Consider the following 17,618-nt stretch of genomic DNA (forward strand, 5'->3'; position numbering starts at 1 on the left):
GGCGAGCCTCTTAGAAGAAGATGGCGGAGGGGGAGAGATTTGAACTCTCGGTGAGCTATTAACCCACGCCGGTTTTCAAGACCGGTGCATTCGACCACTCTGCCACCCCTCCGCAGCGGGGTCGAATATTACGGAGTTGCCCGAAGCTTGTAAACCCCTACTGTGTTCAAGTGCTTAGTATTTAAACGGCAGCACCAGAAATCGCGCTTGGTCGCGGAAAAAAGCGCCAACTCGAGGGTTTTACCGCCATCGAACTAGTCAAATAACACGCAAGCACCGCGCTCTGCATCGCTGACTAACTGGCGAAAAGGGTTAAACAACTCCCTCCCTACTCCAACATGTTGGGCGGTTTTGCTATCGCCGAGCGACTCTCTGGCCGCCAACTGCGCTTCAGTGCTCATACAACGCAGTACCCCTCGGGCGATATCTAGCTCAATCATATCGCCGTCGCGCAGCTTGGCCAGCAAGCCACCCTTGGCGGTTTCTGGACTCAGGTGTAAGGCCGCTGGGATCTTCCCAGATGCGCCAGAGAGGCGGCCATCGGTGACCAAGGCCACCTGATGCCCGAATTTTTGCAAGTTGGCGAGGATCGGCATCAATTTATGCAGCTCAGGCATGCCATTGGCCGCCGGGCCATTGTAGCGCACGACGATCACCAGATCCCGGTTAAGCTCACCGCGTTGATAGGCGTCGGCCACTTGATGTTGGCAATCAAACACCTTGGCGGGCGCTCGCACATACTGATGCTTTGGCGCCACTGCACTGACTTTGATCACCGCACGCCCTAGATTACCTTGCAGCAACTGCAGGCCGCCATTTGGCGCAAAGGCTTCAGCGTCAGCGGCAATCACTTGAGGATTGCCGCTGACATCAGCCGGGCGCCAGGCCAGCTCACCATCTTGCAGATAAGGCTGCCGCAGCGACTCGTTGAGCGGCCCGTAAACACCTATCGCATCCAGATGCAGTAGCTCTCGCTGGGCCAACAAGCGCAGCAAACACGGCACCGCACCAGCCTGCTCAAAGGCATTGATATCGGCCGCTCCGTTGGGATACATGCAGGAGAGCTGCGGGGTGACTGCGGCCAGCTTGGCAAAATCGTCCCAGTTGAGAATAAAGCCGGCGGCTCGGGCGATCGCAATCATATGTAAGGTATGGTTGGTGCTCCCCCCAGAGGCCATCAAGGCCACCAAGCCATTGACCAGAGCCCGCTCATCCAACACCTGATAGAGCGGGCGATAGTCGCCACTGCCGCGGGCAATCTTCACCATGTGTCCGGCGATATGCTCGGTAAGCTTGTCTCGCAAGGCGCTGTTGACCGGTACAAACGCGCTGCCCGGTAACATCAGTCCCATCGCTTCGAACACCAATTGATTGGTGTTGGCGGTGCCATAGAAGGTGCAGGTACCGACGCCGTGGTATGCCTGATTCTCCATCGCCTGCAGCGCATCTTGGTCTATCTCACCGGCCGCATACTGCTGACGGATCTGTGTCTTTTGCTCGTTGCTGATCCCCGTTGGCATTGGGCCGCTGGGCACAAATGCCGTGGGCAAATGGCCAAAGGACAGCGCCCCCATCAACTGCCCCGGAGCAATCTTGTCGCATACCCCCAGTAGCAGGCAGGCATCGAAGCCCTGGTGGCTGAGCCCCAGTGCAGTGCTTTGGGCAATCAAGTCACGCGAGTAGAGCGACAAGTCCATCCCACTTTGCCCTTGGGTCACCCCATCACACATCGCGGGCACTCCCCCGGCCACCTGAGCGCTATGGCCCAACGCTGCCAGATGCTGCTGGATCTGCTGGGGATAGTACCGATAGGGCTGATGCGCGCTCAGCATATCGTTGTAGGCGCTGATGATTGCCACATTGACCCGGGTAAAGTCCATCAAGGTCTGCTTTTGCGACTCGCCGCAGGCAGCGATGGCGTGGGCCAAGTTACCACAGCTCATCCGCGCCCGGCTGCTGCCCTGTTCGGCTTGCGCCTGCATACGCTCGAGGTAGTCCTGCCGAAGCGCTTGGCTGCGCGCAGCGATATCTTGGGTGACTTGTTGAATGACCGGATTCATTGGGAACTCTTGTTGAAAGTGGGGCTAGCAGCAATCGCCGAGCGGCAACGCTGCACCACCTCAGCCAAACTGCCATCGATATCGATGCTAAGCACATCGGGTTCGCTACTATCAGGTAGCTCGAGGGCGGCGAACTGGCTATCCAGCAGCTGCCGCGGCATAAAGTGGGCAGCGCGCTGCCGGAGGCGTTTGGCCACCAGCTCTGGGCTGCCAGACAGATGAAGGAACTGCAGCTGCGCGCGGCTTTGGCGAAGCTGCTCGCGGTAGCGCCGCTTAAGCGCGGAGCACACCACCACCGCCGATTGCTGCTTGCTGGCGAACTCATCCGCCACCTCGCGCACTCGCGCCAGCCAAGGTAGGCGATCTTGATCGTTGAGCGGCTGGCCACTGCGCATCTTGGCGATGTTCTCGCTGGGGTGCAGGTCGTCACCGTCCACAAACGGCAGCCCCAGCTGAGCGGCCAGCTCGGCAGCCACGGTTGATTTGCCACTCCCTGAGACGCCCATCACCAGATAGATTGTGCTATAGGAAACTGTGCTAGAGGAGATTGTACTAAGAGAACTCATAGGCTCGTCCCCTCAGCTTGGGAGTTAACCGCAGCAACACAGCTAATGTGGCAGATAAGGTGGTAGTGCTGCCCAGCTTTAAGCTCAGTCAGGCGAACACAATCCTCAGTGAGCTGCTCAGAGTGCACTCTGCTCGACTGTGCGGTACTGCCCTCGTTTGTGACTCGAATATGTTCGCCCGAGTTGGCTGGGCCTTCGTCACAACTGCCTTTATGGCCTTCTCGCACAAAATCGATCTGCACGCTGGCGCCGCGGAACTGTCGGGTCACCGAGGCGCTTGGCCAGCCCTGGGGCAACTGCGGCTGCACCCGCAGCCCATGCTCATCGCCGCGCAGGCCAAACAGCTGCTCCACCATTAGCTGATAGAACCACGCACAGGTGCCGGTATTAAACAGGTTACTGGAGCGCCCGGCGGTACGCGGGTACTGGTAGTAGGCACCGCGATAGTAGTTAGGTAGATAGACAGGCAACTGGCCGCGTATCGCCAGCTCTTCAGCGCTGTTATCCGGTAGCATCTTGCGCAGCACCTCGAAGGCGCGCTCGCTCTCACCGACCGTATAGAGCGAGGCGGCATAAAAAGCCGCGGCGTGGTTGTATACCGAGCCATTCTCGGCGCTACCGGGCCATTTTTGGGTAACCCGCCCAACATCATCACGCATTGCGGTAAAGGCCGGGGCGCTCATCATCACCCCATAGGGTGTATCAAGCTGCTGGTCGATCGCCTGCAGCATCGCTTGCTGCTGCTCACCGTTGGCCGCGCCACATAGCAGCGCCCAGCTTTGGGCGTTGAGGAAGATCCGCCCTTCTTTGTCATTGCTCACCCCAAACAGCACGCCCTGATCGGTGATCCCGCGGCCAAACCATTGACCATCCCAAAAGTGCTGGTTAATCCGCTGATTCAGCCCGCTGGCATGTTCCTCAAAGCGCCCCGCCCGTTCATTGGCCTGCCGCTGGCGGCAGATGGGTGACCAAAGCTGCAGGGCATAGGAAATCGCCTCGGCCAGCCAGCCGGAGACGCCCTTTCCTTGATAGCCCACCATGTTCATCGGATCGCACCAATCACCTTGCGCGATATAAGGCAGCCCGCGATCATCGTTGGCCTGACACAGGTACTCCATGGCCCGGCTGACATGCTCGAACACACTGGCGGTCTCGTCGCTATCGGCCCAAACCAGCGGCTCATCCAACAGCGCATAATCATTGGTTTCGCGCAGATAGGCACTCAGCACAATCGCCAACCAGACGGGGTGGTCGGTGTGAGGCACCTGATTGATGTATTTGAGCTCCGCTTCATCACTGAGCAATATCCCATCGGGCATCCCGCCACTCACCGCCTGCTGCTGCAAGGCCGTGATAATCGCCTCTCGGCAAGCCTGTGGCTTGATGTAAACCATCCCCATCGCATCCTGCAGGTAGTTGCGGGTTTGCGGGTCGGTGGTCAGCCGGTTGCTATCGCCATGGTAGAACACCTGACGGGGCAGCCAATGGTTAACAAAATCATTGAGCTGCGCATCGGGGGTGTCGATATCGATAACGCCTTTAGCCTCGCCAATATACTGCGCTAGCGCCTGTCGATTCAGGCTCGGATCGGCCTCGATAAAGCGCTGCTTAAGCGCGGCGATCTCGCTCTCATCCTTTGCCGGGCCAAAACCTAGCCGTAACTCTGTGGACTCATCGGCCGACAGTTCATAGCTAAACTGCATAATCGCCGCGGGCATCTCATAGTGGGCCTCTCCGTTGGCTAGATTCTGGCCGTCTTGCAAGGCACTCGGGTTATGCAGGCCTCCCTCTCCTTCGAAACGTTGCAGCCCCACCTCGTAGAAGTCCGGCGCTCGGTCAGCGGTGAGGAAGGTCAGGTCTTTGAAGTGCTGGTGTTTGAAGTAATCCTCAACCTTTTGGTAAGGGGTGACACAGCTACAGACGATGGCGTTGAGCTGAGCATCAAAGCGCCCCCCCATATTCATCCACGATGAGTAGCCCACCGGGAAATAGGGGATCAGCGATAGGCGGCGCGACCGCCCGCTTAAGTTACGCAGCTGCACCGTCCACAGCTCCAGTACTTCATCGGCGGCCAACTCCAGGGTTATAACCAGCTCAATGCCAAGCTTCTCGATACACCAGCGAATGTCACTGAGGCCGGGCTCAAAGGCAAAGCTGTCCAACTGACTCTTCATCGGCTCATAGGGCGCCGAGAACATCTCGCCAGTTTGCTCATCGCGCAGGTAGAAAAATCGCCCGGGATGGTGGCTGAAATAAGGCTGTTCTGGCTGCATAAAGCTCTGCCCGGCCAAGTTCGGCACGTGAGCATATTTACGCGGCTCCGGGTCCATATACTGGCTCACGGCAAAGCCACGACAGTTCATATGCAGCATCATCTTCGGATTCCAAAGATAAGCGGCACTGTTGGGCGCGATGCACGGGTCATCCAGATGGTAACGGGTGCCCTGTTCAATAAACTTCGCCATATGAGTCGTCCTTGTTTCAGATAAAAGTCGTTGCTAAGTGTTGTAGGTCTTAGTTGCTTGTAACGTTGTCCGGGGCTGGGCGAGTGCTGTGGCGCGCCACATAACGCGGCGGTGCTAGCTCAGGGATCGGCAGCTCTAACTGATAAGCCAAATTGAGCACCTGCCTGCTGGCAGCCAAGGCCATTTGTTCTATGGGGATGGCAATGGTGCTTAACGGCGGCGAGGATACTGCGGCGAAATCCACATCGTCGTAGCCGAGCACTGCCACATCCTCAGGAATGCGTAGCCCTCGCGCCTGCAGCTCCGACAGCGCCACCAAGGCGACTTTGTCGTTGCCGCAGAACAGCGCATCAAAGTGGCGGCCTTTGCTTAGCAGGTGCTGCACGGCCAAGCGCCCCCCGGCAAAGTCATAACGCCCGTCGATGAGCAGATCTGGGTCGATGGGCTGCCCTTGGCGGGCCAGCTCGTCAAGAAAGCCGCGCTGGCGCAGCTGGGCATCCTGGGCGCTTAGACGGCCGCTGATACAGGCAATCCGCTGATGCCCCGCCGCCAACAGACTCTGGGCAGCAATGCGCCCCCCGGCATAGTGGTCAACGCTAAACGAGTGATTGGCGCCGCGATCTGAGGCATGGTTAATCAATATCAAGGGCGGGCTAGGCTGCTGCGTTTGCAGCATGTCATCCACCAGCAGCTCCGGGCAGGCCATCAGGATGCCGTCGCAATCGCGGTGGATCAGGTCTTCAAGATGGCGGCGGTAGATCTCACGGCAGCACGCACCACCCACGTTGGCCAGGATCAGGTGTTTGCCATGTTGGCGCAGCTCATACTCGATCACTTCTATCAGTTGCTGATAGAACGGCCCCGACAGTGACGGCAGCCACAAGCCAATCAGGTTAGAGCGTTGCGTAGAGAGCGCCCGCGCCAGACTATTGGGCCGATAGTTAAGCTGGCGCATCGCCTCGCGCACCTTTAGCTCGGATTTCTCCGACACCCCACCGCGGCCTGAGAGGTAGCGAGATACCGTCCCTACTCCCACCTGAGCCAACTTCGCTACATCTTTAATGGTTGCCACTACTACCTACCACTACTCACCAGTAATGGCTGAAGCTTGGCGTGTCCATCGCTCGGCAACAAGGGCCAAACATCAAAAACGGAACCGATTCCAAATCTATTTATTCGATCACGAAACCGACTCTAGATATTTCATAGATGAGCAAGCCCGAAGCCCGAGTAATGACGGAAGAACGCGCTGCAACACCGTTAGGCTGCAGCGCAAAGTGGGTAAGCTTAGTTATCGAGGAAGGGGTAATGAACGCCCAGCTTGTTGAGCGCCTGCTCCATCACCTGCATATTGCCAAGCGTGTCCAGCCAAGGGATGGTGTCGGACTGCAGCTTGCCTTCTTTAAGACAGCGCATCACTTCCATGGCCTGGTATTCAAAGCCGGAGCTTTGGAAGGGGCCATCAAACTGCTGTTGCTCGCCGTTAAGCAGGCTTAGTGTGGCGCTATGGCAGCTCCAGAACATATCGTGGACGGTGATCTTACCCTTGCTACCGTAGATGATCATGTCGTTATTCAGCTTGACCTGAAAGCTGCAGGTGAACTGGCTAACCGGGCCACCATAGTTCAGGGTCATCGAGGTTTGCTCATCCACACCAGTCTCACCCACAATGCCATCAACACTGATAGACTCCGGGTCGCGCCCCATCACAAACTGGGACAGGGCAACGTTATACACGCCCATATCCAGCAGCACACCGCCGGCCAGATCGCGATTTAGCATGCGATCGCCCGGGTCGCGCGGCACATCGAAGCCAAAGCTGGATTGAATCATCGACACCTCGCCGATTACTCCCTCATCCAGCCAACGCTTAACCTGTTGCCATACCGGCAAAAAGCGCGACCACAGCGCTTCCATCAAGAATACCTTGTGCTCACGCGCCAAGGCGATCAGCGCTTCGGTTTGGCCAGCTGAGACAGTAAGCGGCTTTTCACACAGCACCGGCTTACCCGCTTTTAGGCAGAGCTCAGCGGTTTCAAAGTGGAAGCGGTGGGGATTGGCAATATAGATGGCGTCGATATCCGGGTCTTGGGCCATCGCTTGATAACTATCGTAGGTGCGCTCAGCGCCATACTCTTTCGCAAAGGCCGTGGCGCGTTGTACATTCGAGCTGGCAACGCCAAGCAGCGTGGCCCCCTCAACAACTCTTAGCCCTTCCGCAAAGCTGCGGGCGATGCGCCCCGGCGCGATGATTCCCCAATTGAACGTAGTCATGGATCACTTCCCTTTAATTTGTAGTGTTAGGGCAAGTATCGACTCGCCCTATCGCTAGGCTAGTGTTCCAGAGCTGGCGCCGATAGACACCTGTGGATTCAAGATTCTGTGAGCGTTCTCGCCTTTCCTCCCCCACTGTTGAAAAGCTTTAAACTCAGTAACATAAGAGCGAGTGCCGCCAGCTTCCACGGCCATTCCAATGGCCATAGCAATGCAACGCAGGAAAGTGCAATCAACACCCGCTGCAAAGGCGAGAGTGCGCGGGTGTGCCAGCCCTGCACCGCCAAGGTAAAGGCGTACAGGCCCGGCAGTGCAAAGGCGAACACCTCAAAGGCCGCCCACCAGTTTTGATGCACCAAGGGGGTAAAGGCAATCAGTAGCGGCACGATGTATAACCCCTTAGCCACCTTCCAAGAGGTAAAGCCGGTGGCCATCGGTGGCGATTTGGCGATCGCTGCCGCGGTGAAGGTGCACAGGCACACCGGCGGAGTCACGTTCGAGTCTTGCGAGAGCCAGAAGATGATCAGGTGCGCCGCTAGCAGCAGCACCGCCAGCTGGCTCTCATCCACCAGCATCGGCCGCAGCAAGGTCAGCATCTCTTCTGGCAGCTTGGTGACCAGCTCAGCGGCTTGGGTGACGGTTAAGGCCGCATCGCCGGGCGCGACACCGGCTAGCATTAGTATAGCCTGCACCTCACTGCCCACGGTGCCCGAGCTTAAAGCCAGTACCAGCTCAGCGTTAGCCATCAATTGAACCAACGCCGGGGCTGACAGTGTGGCGAGCACGATATATGACGCGGTCACCGGCAGCCCCATCCCCAAGATCAGCGAGGCCACCGCCACCAGCAAGATGGCGATCAGCAGGCTGCCGTTGGCCCACTCGGTAATCATCAACGAGAAGGTATTGCCAATCCCGGCGGTGACGATCACGTTAACAATTAGCCCCACCGAGCACAGCAAGATCGCAGTTACCACCATATTGCGCGCGCCCAGCGCCAAGGCATCGGCAATGCCCCTTAATCCGAGCTTAGTGGGCGTAAACCACGAGCAGACAATCACCGCGATAATCGCAATCACCGCCGCATAGGTCGGGGTGAAGCCAGACACCAGCAGGCCAATCAACAGGCTCACCGGCACGATAAACGACAGCCCCTCTTTGAGCAGCAGCGGCAGCAAGGGGGGCAGGTCGATATCCGGCTTGGTCATGCCAATGCGAAACGCCTCGGTGCGCACATAGAAAAACAACGACGCAAAATAGAGAATCGCGGGCAGGATACTGACCACCACAATGGTGCCATAGGGGATCTGGGTATAGCTGGCCATCACAAAGGCGCCCGCCCCCATGATCGGGGGCACAATCTGCCCACCAGTCGATGCCGCCGCTTCCACCGCTGCAGCAAAGCGCGGGCTAAAGCCAGCGTTTTTCATCAGTGGAATGGTCACTACCCCGGTGGAGGCGGTATTGGCCACCGCGCTACCAGAGATGGTGCCGGTTAACCCGGAGGCGATAATCGCCACGATGCCCGGCCCGCCGATTAAGCGACTGGCGATCCGCTGGGATAGCTGAATCACAAAATCCCCAGCCCCGGAGCGCAGCAAAAACGCACCAAACAGGATGAACATAAACACAAAGCTGGCGGAGATCCGGGCGATATTGCCAAACAGCGCATCATCGCCAAACAGGCTGCGAAACAGCACCGTTTCAACGCTCAAGCCCTTAAACTGGAACACCCCGGGCACAAACTGCCCCCACCAAGAGACATAACTCAGCGCGGTAATAATCAAGATTGGGATAACCCAACCGGTGGCTCGCCGGGTCATATCGATGGCGCCGAGGATAATTACTATCGACGCCAGATACTCCGCCTGAGTCAGCCGTAAGCCCCGCTGATAGATGGCGTCTTCCGAGAACAGCATAAACACTGCCGAGCCTGCAACCAGCAGGGCCCACAGGCCGACTGGAATCGGGCTGAATCGCCCGCTGCCGGCGAACACTAAACCGCCCAGCACCACAAAGCCGGCAAAGTGCAGGATGTTTTGGTGCAACACCGCCACGTCGGCAAAGATATTGAAGTAAAGGTGGGCAATGCTGACGATTACCCCTAAAAACAAAATCAGGCGCGAACTGCGCACCTGATCGATTTCGTCTTCGATGCTATGTGGAACGGCGTTCCACTGCCCGGTCATTCCCTGTACCGCCAAACGCAGCTCCTCATCAACAACAGCCTATCTACTACTCAACAAACTGTGAGCACTACTGGGCAACCAAGTTGTCCGGAATGGTCAGCCCGGCTTCGCGGTAGTAGCGTGCGGCACCCGGGTGCAACGGCGCAGGCAGACCGGCCAACGCTTTTTCCAGTGCCATGGCATTGGTGGCTTTGTGGATGGCTTGCAGGAAGCCTAGGTTTTCGTAGATGGTTTTGGTGAGCAGGTAGACGAACTCTTCGTCCACATCCTGATGCACCGCCAAGAAGTTAGGCTGGGCGATGGTTGGCCAGTCTTCGCTTTGGCCGGGATAGGTATCAGCCGGGATCAGATAGCGGGTCCACAGGCTCATACCGCCGTTCACCTCAGCAATCTGCGCGTCGGTCACTGTCAGTGGCTGGATATCATCGGCAGCGGCAGCAAACAGCTTGGTGACCGCACCAGTTGGCACGCCTGCTGGGGTGTTCACCCCTTCCACTTGGCCATTTTGCAAGGCCTCGGCTGAGGGGCCATATCCGGCTGAGAACAGGTCCATCTGCTCATCGATGTTGATGCCCAGATTGCCCAATAGGAAGCGGTTAGAGCCAATGGTGCCGGAGTTCTTTTTGCCCAGTGCCATCTTCTCGCCGACCAGGGCTTGCAGGTCACTCAGATCGCCCTGCTTGGCGTGTTCTTTTTTCACGATAAACTGCTCAACGTTTTGCCAGAGCATGGTGATGGAGCGCAGGTATTGTTGCTCGCCTTCACTTTCCAGCGGGCCACTTCCTTCGACCGCATAAGCGCCATATAGCCCTTGCAAGATGGCGAACTGGGCCTCTTGCTCACGCAACAACTTAACGTTCTCCGCAGAGCCCGCCGAATTAATCGCCGAGATACTCACCCCGTGCTTGGGCTGGATCTTCACTTTAGTGAGGGTTGCTAAGGCCACCCCCACCGGGTAATAGGTGCCACCGGTGCTGGCTGTTGCCAATAGATAGTTAGTGCCCACATCGGCGTGACTCGCCGTGGTTAGCATTGCCAAACTCAGTAGTGCCGATTTAATCCACTTCCCCATGGGTATAGCTCCTTGCGGTATTAACCATTTATTAACAATTGAGCCTAGCAGTAAAGTGCGCCTTCTCAAGCACTTAGTAGTGCCTCTTAGACTAAAGTTGAGAGCCTCTAGCTGCGCAGAACAGTGAACAACTGCTCCTTGCCCGGTAAATCAGAAGTACTCGGTCAGCAGCTCCCGGTACTTACCTGAGCGAATCAAGGCATTGAGAGCTTGCTGAAAACGCTCAACTTCTTGTTGGGGGGTCGCCAAATGAAAGGCAAAACACAGCTCTTTTTGAAACAGCTGATAGCTGTCGACCAGATGGACGGGCACGTCCTCGACCTCATCCCAAATCAATGCGATCAGGTCCAAGCGCCCTCTCTCCAACAGCTCCAGCATCTGCTCAACGCTTCCCAATGGGTGGAGCTTATCGGTTAACTGATGGTGGCTAATAAAGTGATCACTAGCGGTGTTGCGGATAGCGCCGATTCGATAACCAGACAACTGCTCTACGTGAGTAAGCTCGAGCGGCCGCTCGGGGTGGCTAAACAGGTGAGCACTCACCTTGCGGATCGGACAAGCCCAGTGAAATAGCGGCATTCGACCTTCGGTCTGGACCACCGAAAACAGCGCGGTACCTGCGACCTGCTGCGCCATACGGTAGGCTCGATTCCAAGGCAGAACGGTAATCTCAGGACTAGAGCTCCCCAACTCCTCAAATACCAGCTGTAGCAGCTCGACACTCATCCCGGTAGGCCTGCCCGCTGACGTGAAGTTATAAGGGTAGAGCTCCTCGGTAACAAAATTCAGCTGTTCGAGGGTGCTAGCCCGGCCATGATTATCAACACCCAGCGTACAGACCAGCATGACAGCAAGCCCGAGTCGTAGAAAACCACCTGCCAGCATTTCAGCTCCCCATGTGTACCCAAAACTAAACCTAGAACAGGTACAATAATTGAGCGAATCAGCTTTTCCTTAGACGTGAGGCAGCTTACACTCAGCCTCTAGCTGGGAGGAAAGGGAATGACACGGCGTTTGTTTTTTGTTGTTGGATTATGGTTGGTGCTTATACCCATCGCCCATAGCCAGACCTTTATGACAACCCAGCAGGTTATCAAGCAGATCCACAACCAAAGCCTGCAGCGCTTAATGCCGCTGTTCGTCGCAGCGCGGGTGGACTACCCACCTGAGCGCATCACCTTTTTGGCCAGTAAAGACTCCAACCGACTAGAGCTGTGGGCCGATGACGGCAGCGGCTATCGCTTTGTTCATCACTATCTTATCTTGCACGCCAGTGGCGAAGCGGGCCCCAAGCTTCGCGAGGGGGACCGGCAAGTGCCCGAGGGGATCTACCGACTGACCCACCTCAACCCTAACAGCGCCTTTCATCTGTCGATCCGCATCGACTACCCCAACAGCTTCGACCGAGAGCGGGCCGCCGAAGAGGGCCGCCATCGCCCCGGCTCGAATATCTTTATTCACGGTAAGGCCGACTCGGTGGGCTGTCTGGCGATGGGCGATCAGGTGATTGAAGACCTGTTTGTGTTGGTGGAACGGGTAGGACTCGAGAACAGCCAGATCATGATTGCACCACATGACCCGCGCATTAGGCCCTTACTGCCTAGCGCAAAGCATCTACCAGAATGGACCAAGATCCTCTACCACCAGCTGGAACAAGGTTTTAGTCAATTTCAGTACCAATAAGCAGTTCACTTGCTTGGCTACTTGGCTAATGGCTGACTAGCTGCGCGGTCGCCGCGCCACCGAGAACAAAGCCAGATATGCACAATCATCACTCAGCGCAGACCAGCTGGCGATATCGCACTCCAGCTTAATCACCGCGCAGGTGGGTAGCTTGACGATAGTCTCGCCGGTTAGCCACTCAACCAGCTCATGGATGGCTGGGTTATGCCCAAGCACGGCGATTTCAGTTAAGGCGTCGGGAATCGCCTGCAGCTCACGCAGTAATGCCTTATCATCGAAGGTGTATAGCGGGTCCAGATACTGGCTATCTGGCAAGGCGCCCTGTTGTTGGAATAGCGCCAGTGTCTGCTTGGCGCGGGTGGCGGTAGAGCAAAAACAGCGCTCCACTTGGCTAAGCTCAGCCAGATGGCGCAGGGCCATCTTATTAGCGGCATTCACGCCGCGCGCCGCCAAGGGCCGCTGATGGTCATCTAGCGACAGATCGTCCCAGCTGGATTTGGCATGGCGGATAAGCCATAGCTGACGCGGCATAAAACGCCTCCCTGCGTATTGCTCTTTTTTGGCGCAACCAGTGCCACTCTATGAGCGTTGCTCCCAGAGCTTCGTTAATGTGTACGCGGCTTAGTGGCGCTGGTGTCGACCTAAGCGGGCGAACACAGTGATCTCTTCGCGGTCGTGGTAGAGCTGCTTGGCGCGCACCTCAAAGTCATCCCCCAACTCACTCAAGCCTTCTTTTAGCCGCTGCAAGTCTTGCTCAACCTCGGCAAAGCGCTTTTTCATCGGTAGTTTCAGGTTGAACATCGCGTACTTACACCAACCCTCAGTTAGCCAACGCAGCATCAGTTCGGTGACACGCGCAGGCTTCTCGACCATGTCGCAGACCAGCCAGCTGATATTGTTGCGCTCAGGGCGGAACTTAAAGCCGTCTTCGCGATAGTGGCGAACCTGGCCAGTCTCCATCAGCGATTCCGCCATCGGACCATTATCCACCGAGGCCACAAACATATTGCGGCGCACCAGTTGGTAGGTCCAGCCGCCCGGACAAGCACCTAAATCAACCGCATGTTGGCCGTTCTCGATATAGTCTTGCTGCTCTTGCTCGTTGAGCAGCACCAAAAACGCCTCATCCAGTTTCAGGGTAGAGCGGCTGGGTGCTTGCGAGGGGAAGCGCAGACGCAGAATACCATTGTGCCAAGGGCTGGCATTGGCAGGCTCAGCCACACCGATCCAGCCGTGGGTACCGTCGGTAAAGAATAATTGTAGAATGGGCAGATTGGGGCGTTCCTTTTCGGTCAGCCAGCCCTGCTTTTGCAGCGCCTTGGCAAGTGGCCGTTGAAACTTCTTACAGAAGCTAGATAAGGCCTTGCCATCGTTGGTATCGGGATATTCCAGACGCAGGCTGCCACAGCGCGGCAGCTCAGAGCCGCTGGCGATGATGTCTTTGATGCGATCATCGGCATCTAGCTGTAGCTCTGCCAAGGCAACAAACCAGTGGCGGGTAAACACCAGCTCACGCAGGTCCAGCAGCTGATAGAGCTTGTGGGCCTCGCCTTCTTGATAGCATTGAAACACCACATAGCCAGAATCGGCCTTAGCTTTGGCGAAACCAAAGATCTCCAGCTCGGCCGCGCGATGTTGGATCTCTGCGGCGCAGTCACTCTCAAAGCCACCGCGGCAATATAGTACTAGTTCGTTACTCATGGTCGTTGCTATTCATCGCTCTATTCATCGATCTATTCATTGCTCACTGGGGGGGGCGTGGCTTTTGCAGGTATCATCAAAGCCAGCCAGCCCGCCACCATGGTGATGCCACCCAATGGGGTGATAGGGCCAAGCGGCGTCGCGCCAATAAAGGCTTTGATATACAAACCGCCGGCAAACAGCCAGCCGCCGATAATCCAAAGCCGCGCACTATGGGGAAAACGCTGCATAACTGCAAGGGCTGCGATCAAATGAATTAGCTGAAACTGCACCGCCAACTCCAGCAGCCCCAGCGCTCGCTCATCGAGTATAGCGCTCAGCGCGTGGGATGCCGCGGCCCCCATCAGCACCGCTTGTGCGCCACTGAGCGCAAGCACCACTCGCCAATACCAAGCCAAACCAGGCGCCATATTCGCTGTCATAGTCGATGCCCTATTAGTCTGCGCCATGGATAACCGGGTTATCCACCACCAACTCTTGCTGCTCTTTTTCCACCAGCGACATCATCCACTCACGGAAGGCGACAATCTTGCCGAGCTCGGCTTGGCTGGGCTTACATACCATGTAGTAGGCCTTTTTGCTGAGCAATACCTGATCGAAGGGACAGACCAAGCGACCCGCTTCAATCTCTGGCTTGGCCAATACGCTATGACCCAGAGCCACCCCTTGCCCATACACTGCGGCCTGTAACACCATGGTGGAGTGGGAAAAAATAGGGCCATGGTTCACGTTCATTTGGCGCAGACCCACTTGCTTAAACCAAGCCTTCCAGTCGCGACGCGAGGTGTCGTGCAGCAGGGTGTGGTGTTGCAGATCGTCTGGCGACGCTAGGCCTTTATCGCCCAACAGCAAATTAGGTGAGCAAACTGGGATCAGGTATTCGGTATGCAGCTTGTCAGCGCGCAGCCCTGACCAGTTGCCCAAACCGTAGTAGATGGCCACATCCACATCATCGGTCAGCGAGCCTTCATACATGTCCACCGCTTTGATTCGCACATCGATATCCGGATGCAACTCAGAGAACTGCGCCAAGCGCGGTACCAACCACTGAATCGCAAAGCTCGGCTGCAAGCTCACGGTGATGGTGCCCTTGGCGCCGCGTGCCAGCAGGCGGTCTGTGGCCTCGGTCAAAGAAATGAAGATATCTTTAATGTCTAGAAAGTAGCCTTGCCCTTCTTCGGTGAGCAAAAGTGCACGATTTTTACGTTTGAATAACTTAAGCCCAAGGAACTCTTCTAAGGCTTTTATCTGGTGGCTAACAGCCGCTTGAGTCACAAATAACTCTTCTGCGGCGCGGGTGAAGCTAAGATGACGAGCGGCGGCTTCAAATGCCTTGAGGGCGTTTAACGGTGGGAGTCTACGAGCCATGATAACAAAGCTTTAACCTATAAATTTTTCTAATCCATGGCTATTATAATTTATCAATTGTTCTAAGCCTAGTATCGCTCTACGATCCATCTCGCATTCAGGTTAAGAGGTCAGGCCTCTACTAACTATCGGATTTAGTTAGCACCTGTAATGTTATGTTGTGTTTGCAAAATTTGTCAGTCTCTTGCTGACTCCCTTGTTCTTTATTTTGATAGACCCTGTTTGTCGAAAAGAATATGTTAGCCACCCTCGATTGGGTGGCTTTTTTTTGCTAGTTGCACAGCGATATCACTGATCTCCGCCGCTTTAGTCAGCTTTTCTCTCCAGTGCAACGGGATCGCCTCAACCCCATAATAGGCCCCCGCCAGTTGGCCGCAGACCGCAGCGGTGGTATCGGCATCATCCCCCAAGTTAGCTGCCGCCAGTACCGCCTGCTCAAAGCTTTCAGTATGGGCAAAGCACCATAGCGCCGCCTCCAGACACTCGACCACGTAGCCGCTACCACGTAGCTGTGAGTAGGTTTTTTCCAGATAGTGCTGCTGTTGCAATTGGGCTATCTTGCGACACTCGGGCTGGTAGAGGCTGGTGTTTAGAATCGCTGCCTTATCATCCCCCCTAAGTGCGCAGTGCAGCAGCGCGGCGAAGTAGCGACAGGCATCGATACACTCTTTAGCGCCATGGGTGGTGCGCGAGCTCTCCCCTGAGTAATGCAGCTGCCGCTCAAGGTTGGGGTGGTAGTAGATCACCACCGGGGCCAATCGCATCAGCGAGCCATTACCGGCGGACAAGGGGTGGGAGGAGCCCGCGAAGGGCTCCCCTTCACGCTGAAAGCGGCTCAACGCTTCCGATACCGTCACGCCAATATCAAAACAGCGTCCGGTACTGCTCATATAGCCCTTGGTGCGCCAATCACTGTAGCGGTGCATCTGGTCGCTGGGGTCAAAGCCGTCTATTTCCAGCAATGACAGGGCCAGGCACAAGGCCATCGAGGTATCGTCGGTCCACTGACCCGCTTTTAAGCCAAACGGACCACCACCGACCATATCGGTCAGTGGAGTAAAACTGCCGGGTGGTTGAAACTCTAAGCTGGTGCCGAGTGCATCTCCCGCCGCCAAGCCGAGTAAACAGCCTTGGTAATGTTGTGTTCGATTGCCCATTGGCGTAACGTCCTATTTAGCCTTGCTTGTTTGTTGAGCGGCTTGTTTATTGAGCGAACCCACTATTTGACATCATACCTGTAGAGCTGGCCTCGGTATAAGGCCAAGCCCATGAGAGATAAAACTTTTTTGATAACAGCAAAGAGGGTGTACGAGTTGCCATGAGTGAAGTCTCAGATGTTGTAGTCAGTGCCACTAGCCATCGGCTGCCGCGCTTCGCCTACAGCGCGCTGAATCGCTGCAACCTGCCAGCGGTCACTCTAGGAAGCTGCACCTATCAACACAGCCCTACACCACTTGAGATCGATGGCGTTGCCGAGTTGCATAGCGAGTTGTTTCGCAGCATTGAGCGGCTTCCTCACGCCAAAGAGCGGGCCCTGCACTTTCGCCAGTATATGCGCTCCGCCTTTCTGCTCGACCATCTGGATGAAGCCGGATTCAACCCTAATGAGCAGCGAGTTAAGCGCGGCAAAGCCGATTATCTGCGGCTACTCCGTGGCTGGATGTTTAACCCCGATGGCATTGAAGCGGCGGTGCTAAAACGCTGGGTTGAATCGCGCTTTGGCTTACTGGCACAGAGCCACCGAGGCGTGCTCGACCATCGCGACTCGCCAAACTACCAAGGCTATCAGGCTGATTACATGCGTGGCCTCTACAACAGTAATGCCTTAGAAGCGCAACTGGATGTGCTCTACAGTTATTGCCAGTTTGAGCTGGCGCGGCGTTGGCCTAGCCAGCTTCACCGACAGCTATTCCGCGGAACCAATCGCATAGAGACCTACAACCGGAGCAGCCATCACCACGATACGCTTTGCCCCATCTTATTGAACAACCTCAACTCGTTTAGCGATGATCCCCATCTGTGCGAGCTATTTGGCGATGTGGTTCTCGAAGTCAAAGTCCCCACCAGCAAGATCCTCTACTTTCCTGAGCTGTTACCCGGAGTCCTTCAGGGAGAGGGCGAGTATTTGGTCCTTGGTGGGCTTTACCAAGCCTTAGAGCATCGCGGTTAATCGTGAGCAGCGCTTATCGAATGCGGATTGCTTATCTTAGGAGCAGATTGCTTCTCTTAGGACCGATCTACGC

Annotated in this window: 15 protein-coding genes and 1 tRNA gene; 2 read left to right on the plus strand and 14 right to left on the minus strand. The window is 56.3% G+C overall.

The window, feature by feature from the left end; all coding sequences use genetic code 11:
* Nucleotides 1-21: 21 nt before the first annotated feature.
* The 9 genes from G462_RS0110275 to G462_RS0110315 all read right to left on the minus strand — a co-directional run bounded on the left by G462_RS0110275 (nucleotide 22) and on the right by G462_RS0110315 (nucleotide 11,508).
* A tRNA-Ser gene (locus tag G462_RS0110275) sits at nucleotides 22-112 on the minus strand.
* 142 nt (nucleotides 113-254) lie between these two features.
* Entirely contained in the window at nucleotides 255-2,060 is a 1,806-nt protein-coding gene (edd, locus tag G462_RS0110280) for a phosphogluconate dehydratase (RefSeq protein WP_026958924.1), read from the minus strand.
* Nucleotides 2,057-2,626 (minus strand): gluconokinase, encoded by a 570-nt coding sequence (locus tag G462_RS0110285; RefSeq protein WP_051326667.1) that lies wholly within the window; start codon nucleotides 2,624-2,626, stop codon nucleotides 2,057-2,059. Before G462_RS0110285 ends, edd begins: the two co-directional genes overlap by 4 nt.
* A complete protein-coding gene (locus G462_RS22415; protein WP_084405019.1) occupies nucleotides 2,623-5,091 on the minus strand; it encodes a GH36-type glycosyl hydrolase domain-containing protein in 2,469 nt (822 codons plus the stop codon). The genes G462_RS0110285 and G462_RS22415 overlap by 4 nt, the downstream gene beginning before the upstream one ends.
* A gap of 49 nt (nucleotides 5,092-5,140) precedes the next feature.
* Complete coding sequence (locus G462_RS0110295; protein ID WP_026958926.1) at nucleotides 5,141-6,163, minus strand: LacI family DNA-binding transcriptional regulator; 1,023 nt, start codon at nucleotides 6,161-6,163, stop codon at nucleotides 5,141-5,143.
* 215 nt (nucleotides 6,164-6,378) lie between these two features.
* Nucleotides 6,379-7,365 carry a Gfo/Idh/MocA family protein gene (locus G462_RS0110300; RefSeq protein ID WP_026958927.1) on the minus strand — a complete coding sequence of 329 codons (987 nt, stop codon included), beginning with the start codon at nucleotides 7,363-7,365 and terminating at the stop codon, nucleotides 6,379-6,381.
* Nucleotides 7,366-7,463: 98 nt separating this feature from the next.
* On the minus strand, nucleotides 7,464-9,566 hold the full coding sequence (locus G462_RS0110305; RefSeq protein ID WP_245579550.1) for a TRAP transporter permease: 2,103 nt from the start codon (nucleotides 9,564-9,566) through the stop codon (nucleotides 7,464-7,466).
* A 52-nt stretch (nucleotides 9,567-9,618) separates the two neighbouring features.
* Nucleotides 9,619-10,623 carry a TAXI family TRAP transporter solute-binding subunit gene (locus G462_RS0110310; RefSeq protein WP_026958929.1) on the minus strand — a complete coding sequence of 335 codons (1,005 nt, stop codon included), beginning with the start codon at nucleotides 10,621-10,623 and terminating at the stop codon, nucleotides 9,619-9,621.
* Nucleotides 10,624-10,773: 150 nt separating this feature from the next.
* Nucleotides 10,774-11,508, minus strand: coding sequence for a substrate-binding periplasmic protein (locus G462_RS0110315; protein ID WP_026958930.1), 735 nt, complete (start codon nucleotides 11,506-11,508; stop codon nucleotides 10,774-10,776).
* A gap of 117 nt (nucleotides 11,509-11,625) precedes the next feature.
* On the opposite strand from G462_RS0110315, the gene G462_RS22420 reads away from it, so the two are divergent.
* Nucleotides 11,626-12,306: a L,D-transpeptidase family protein gene (locus tag G462_RS22420; protein WP_245579551.1), complete on the plus strand. Its 681-nt coding sequence runs from the start codon at nucleotides 11,626-11,628 to the stop codon at nucleotides 12,304-12,306.
* Between the two features lie 36 nt (nucleotides 12,307-12,342).
* Here G462_RS22420 and G462_RS22425 read toward each other — a convergent pair whose 3' ends face one another.
* The 5 genes from G462_RS22425 to G462_RS0110345 form a co-directional block, all read right to left on the minus strand.
* Nucleotides 12,343-12,837: a SixA phosphatase family protein gene (locus G462_RS22425; RefSeq protein ID WP_051326668.1), complete on the minus strand. Its 495-nt coding sequence runs from the start codon at nucleotides 12,835-12,837 to the stop codon at nucleotides 12,343-12,345.
* Between the two features lie 90 nt (nucleotides 12,838-12,927).
* A complete protein-coding gene (gene rlmM, locus G462_RS0110330) occupies nucleotides 12,928-14,007 on the minus strand; it encodes a 23S rRNA (cytidine(2498)-2'-O)-methyltransferase RlmM (RefSeq protein WP_035477463.1) in 1,080 nt (359 codons plus the stop codon).
* 32 nt (nucleotides 14,008-14,039) lie between these two features.
* Nucleotides 14,040-14,429 (minus strand): DUF423 domain-containing protein, encoded by a 390-nt coding sequence (locus G462_RS0110335; RefSeq protein ID WP_169720161.1) that lies wholly within the window; start codon nucleotides 14,427-14,429, stop codon nucleotides 14,040-14,042.
* Nucleotides 14,430-14,442: 13 nt separating this feature from the next.
* Nucleotides 14,443-15,375 carry a transcriptional regulator GcvA gene (locus G462_RS0110340; RefSeq protein ID WP_026958933.1) on the minus strand — a complete coding sequence of 311 codons (933 nt, stop codon included), beginning with the start codon at nucleotides 15,373-15,375 and terminating at the stop codon, nucleotides 14,443-14,445.
* Between the two features lie 239 nt (nucleotides 15,376-15,614).
* A complete protein-coding gene (locus tag G462_RS0110345; RefSeq protein WP_026958934.1) occupies nucleotides 15,615-16,532 on the minus strand; it encodes an ADP-ribosylglycohydrolase family protein in 918 nt (305 codons plus the stop codon).
* Between the two features lie 161 nt (nucleotides 16,533-16,693).
* Between G462_RS0110345 and G462_RS0110350 the strand changes: the two genes are divergently transcribed.
* A complete protein-coding gene (locus G462_RS0110350) occupies nucleotides 16,694-17,545 on the plus strand; it encodes an NAD(+)--dinitrogen-reductase ADP-D-ribosyltransferase (RefSeq protein ID WP_051326669.1) in 852 nt (283 codons plus the stop codon).
* The last annotated feature ends 73 nt before the right edge of the window (nucleotides 17,546-17,618 follow it).

The sequence above is a fragment of the Aliagarivorans taiwanensis DSM 22990 genome, from assembly GCF_000429505.1.
GTDB lineage: Bacteria > Pseudomonadota > Gammaproteobacteria > Enterobacterales > Celerinatantimonadaceae > Aliagarivorans > Aliagarivorans taiwanensis.

What these genes read in the sequence shown, in the direction of transcription:
- edd (WP_026958924.1), bottom strand. Translation starts at nt 2,060, where the DNA reads ATGAATCCGGTCATTCAACAAGTCACCCAAGATATCGCTGCGCGCAGC.
- G462_RS0110285 (WP_051326667.1), bottom strand. Translation starts at nt 2,626, where the DNA reads ATGAGTTCTCTTAGTACAATCTCCTCTAGCACAGTTTCCTATAGCACA.
- G462_RS22415 (WP_084405019.1), bottom strand. Translation starts at nt 5,091, where the DNA reads ATGGCGAAGTTTATTGAACAGGGCACCCGTTACCATCTGGATGACCCG.
- G462_RS0110300 (WP_026958927.1), bottom strand. Translation starts at nt 7,365, where the DNA reads ATGACTACGTTCAATTGGGGAATCATCGCGCCGGGGCGCATCGCCCGC.
- G462_RS0110310 (WP_026958929.1), bottom strand. Translation starts at nt 10,623, where the DNA reads ATGGGGAAGTGGATTAAATCGGCACTACTGAGTTTGGCAATGCTAACC.
- G462_RS0110315 (WP_026958930.1), bottom strand. Translation starts at nt 11,508, where the DNA reads ATGCTGGCAGGTGGTTTTCTACGACTCGGGCTTGCTGTCATGCTGGTC.
- G462_RS22420 (WP_245579551.1), top strand. Translation starts at nt 11,626, where the DNA reads ATGACACGGCGTTTGTTTTTTGTTGTTGGATTATGGTTGGTGCTTATA.
- G462_RS22425 (WP_051326668.1), bottom strand. Translation starts at nt 12,837, where the DNA reads ATGCCGCGTCAGCTATGGCTTATCCGCCATGCCAAATCCAGCTGGGAC.
- rlmM (WP_035477463.1), bottom strand. Translation starts at nt 14,007, where the DNA reads ATGAGTAACGAACTAGTACTATATTGCCGCGGTGGCTTTGAGAGTGAC.
- G462_RS0110335 (WP_169720161.1), bottom strand. Translation starts at nt 14,429, where the DNA reads ATGACAGCGAATATGGCGCCTGGTTTGGCTTGGTATTGGCGAGTGGTG.
- G462_RS0110340 (WP_026958933.1), bottom strand. Translation starts at nt 15,375, where the DNA reads ATGGCTCGTAGACTCCCACCGTTAAACGCCCTCAAGGCATTTGAAGCC.
- G462_RS0110345 (WP_026958934.1), bottom strand. Translation starts at nt 16,532, where the DNA reads ATGGGCAATCGAACACAACATTACCAAGGCTGTTTACTCGGCTTGGCG.
- G462_RS0110350 (WP_051326669.1), top strand. Translation starts at nt 16,694, where the DNA reads ATGAGTGAAGTCTCAGATGTTGTAGTCAGTGCCACTAGCCATCGGCTG.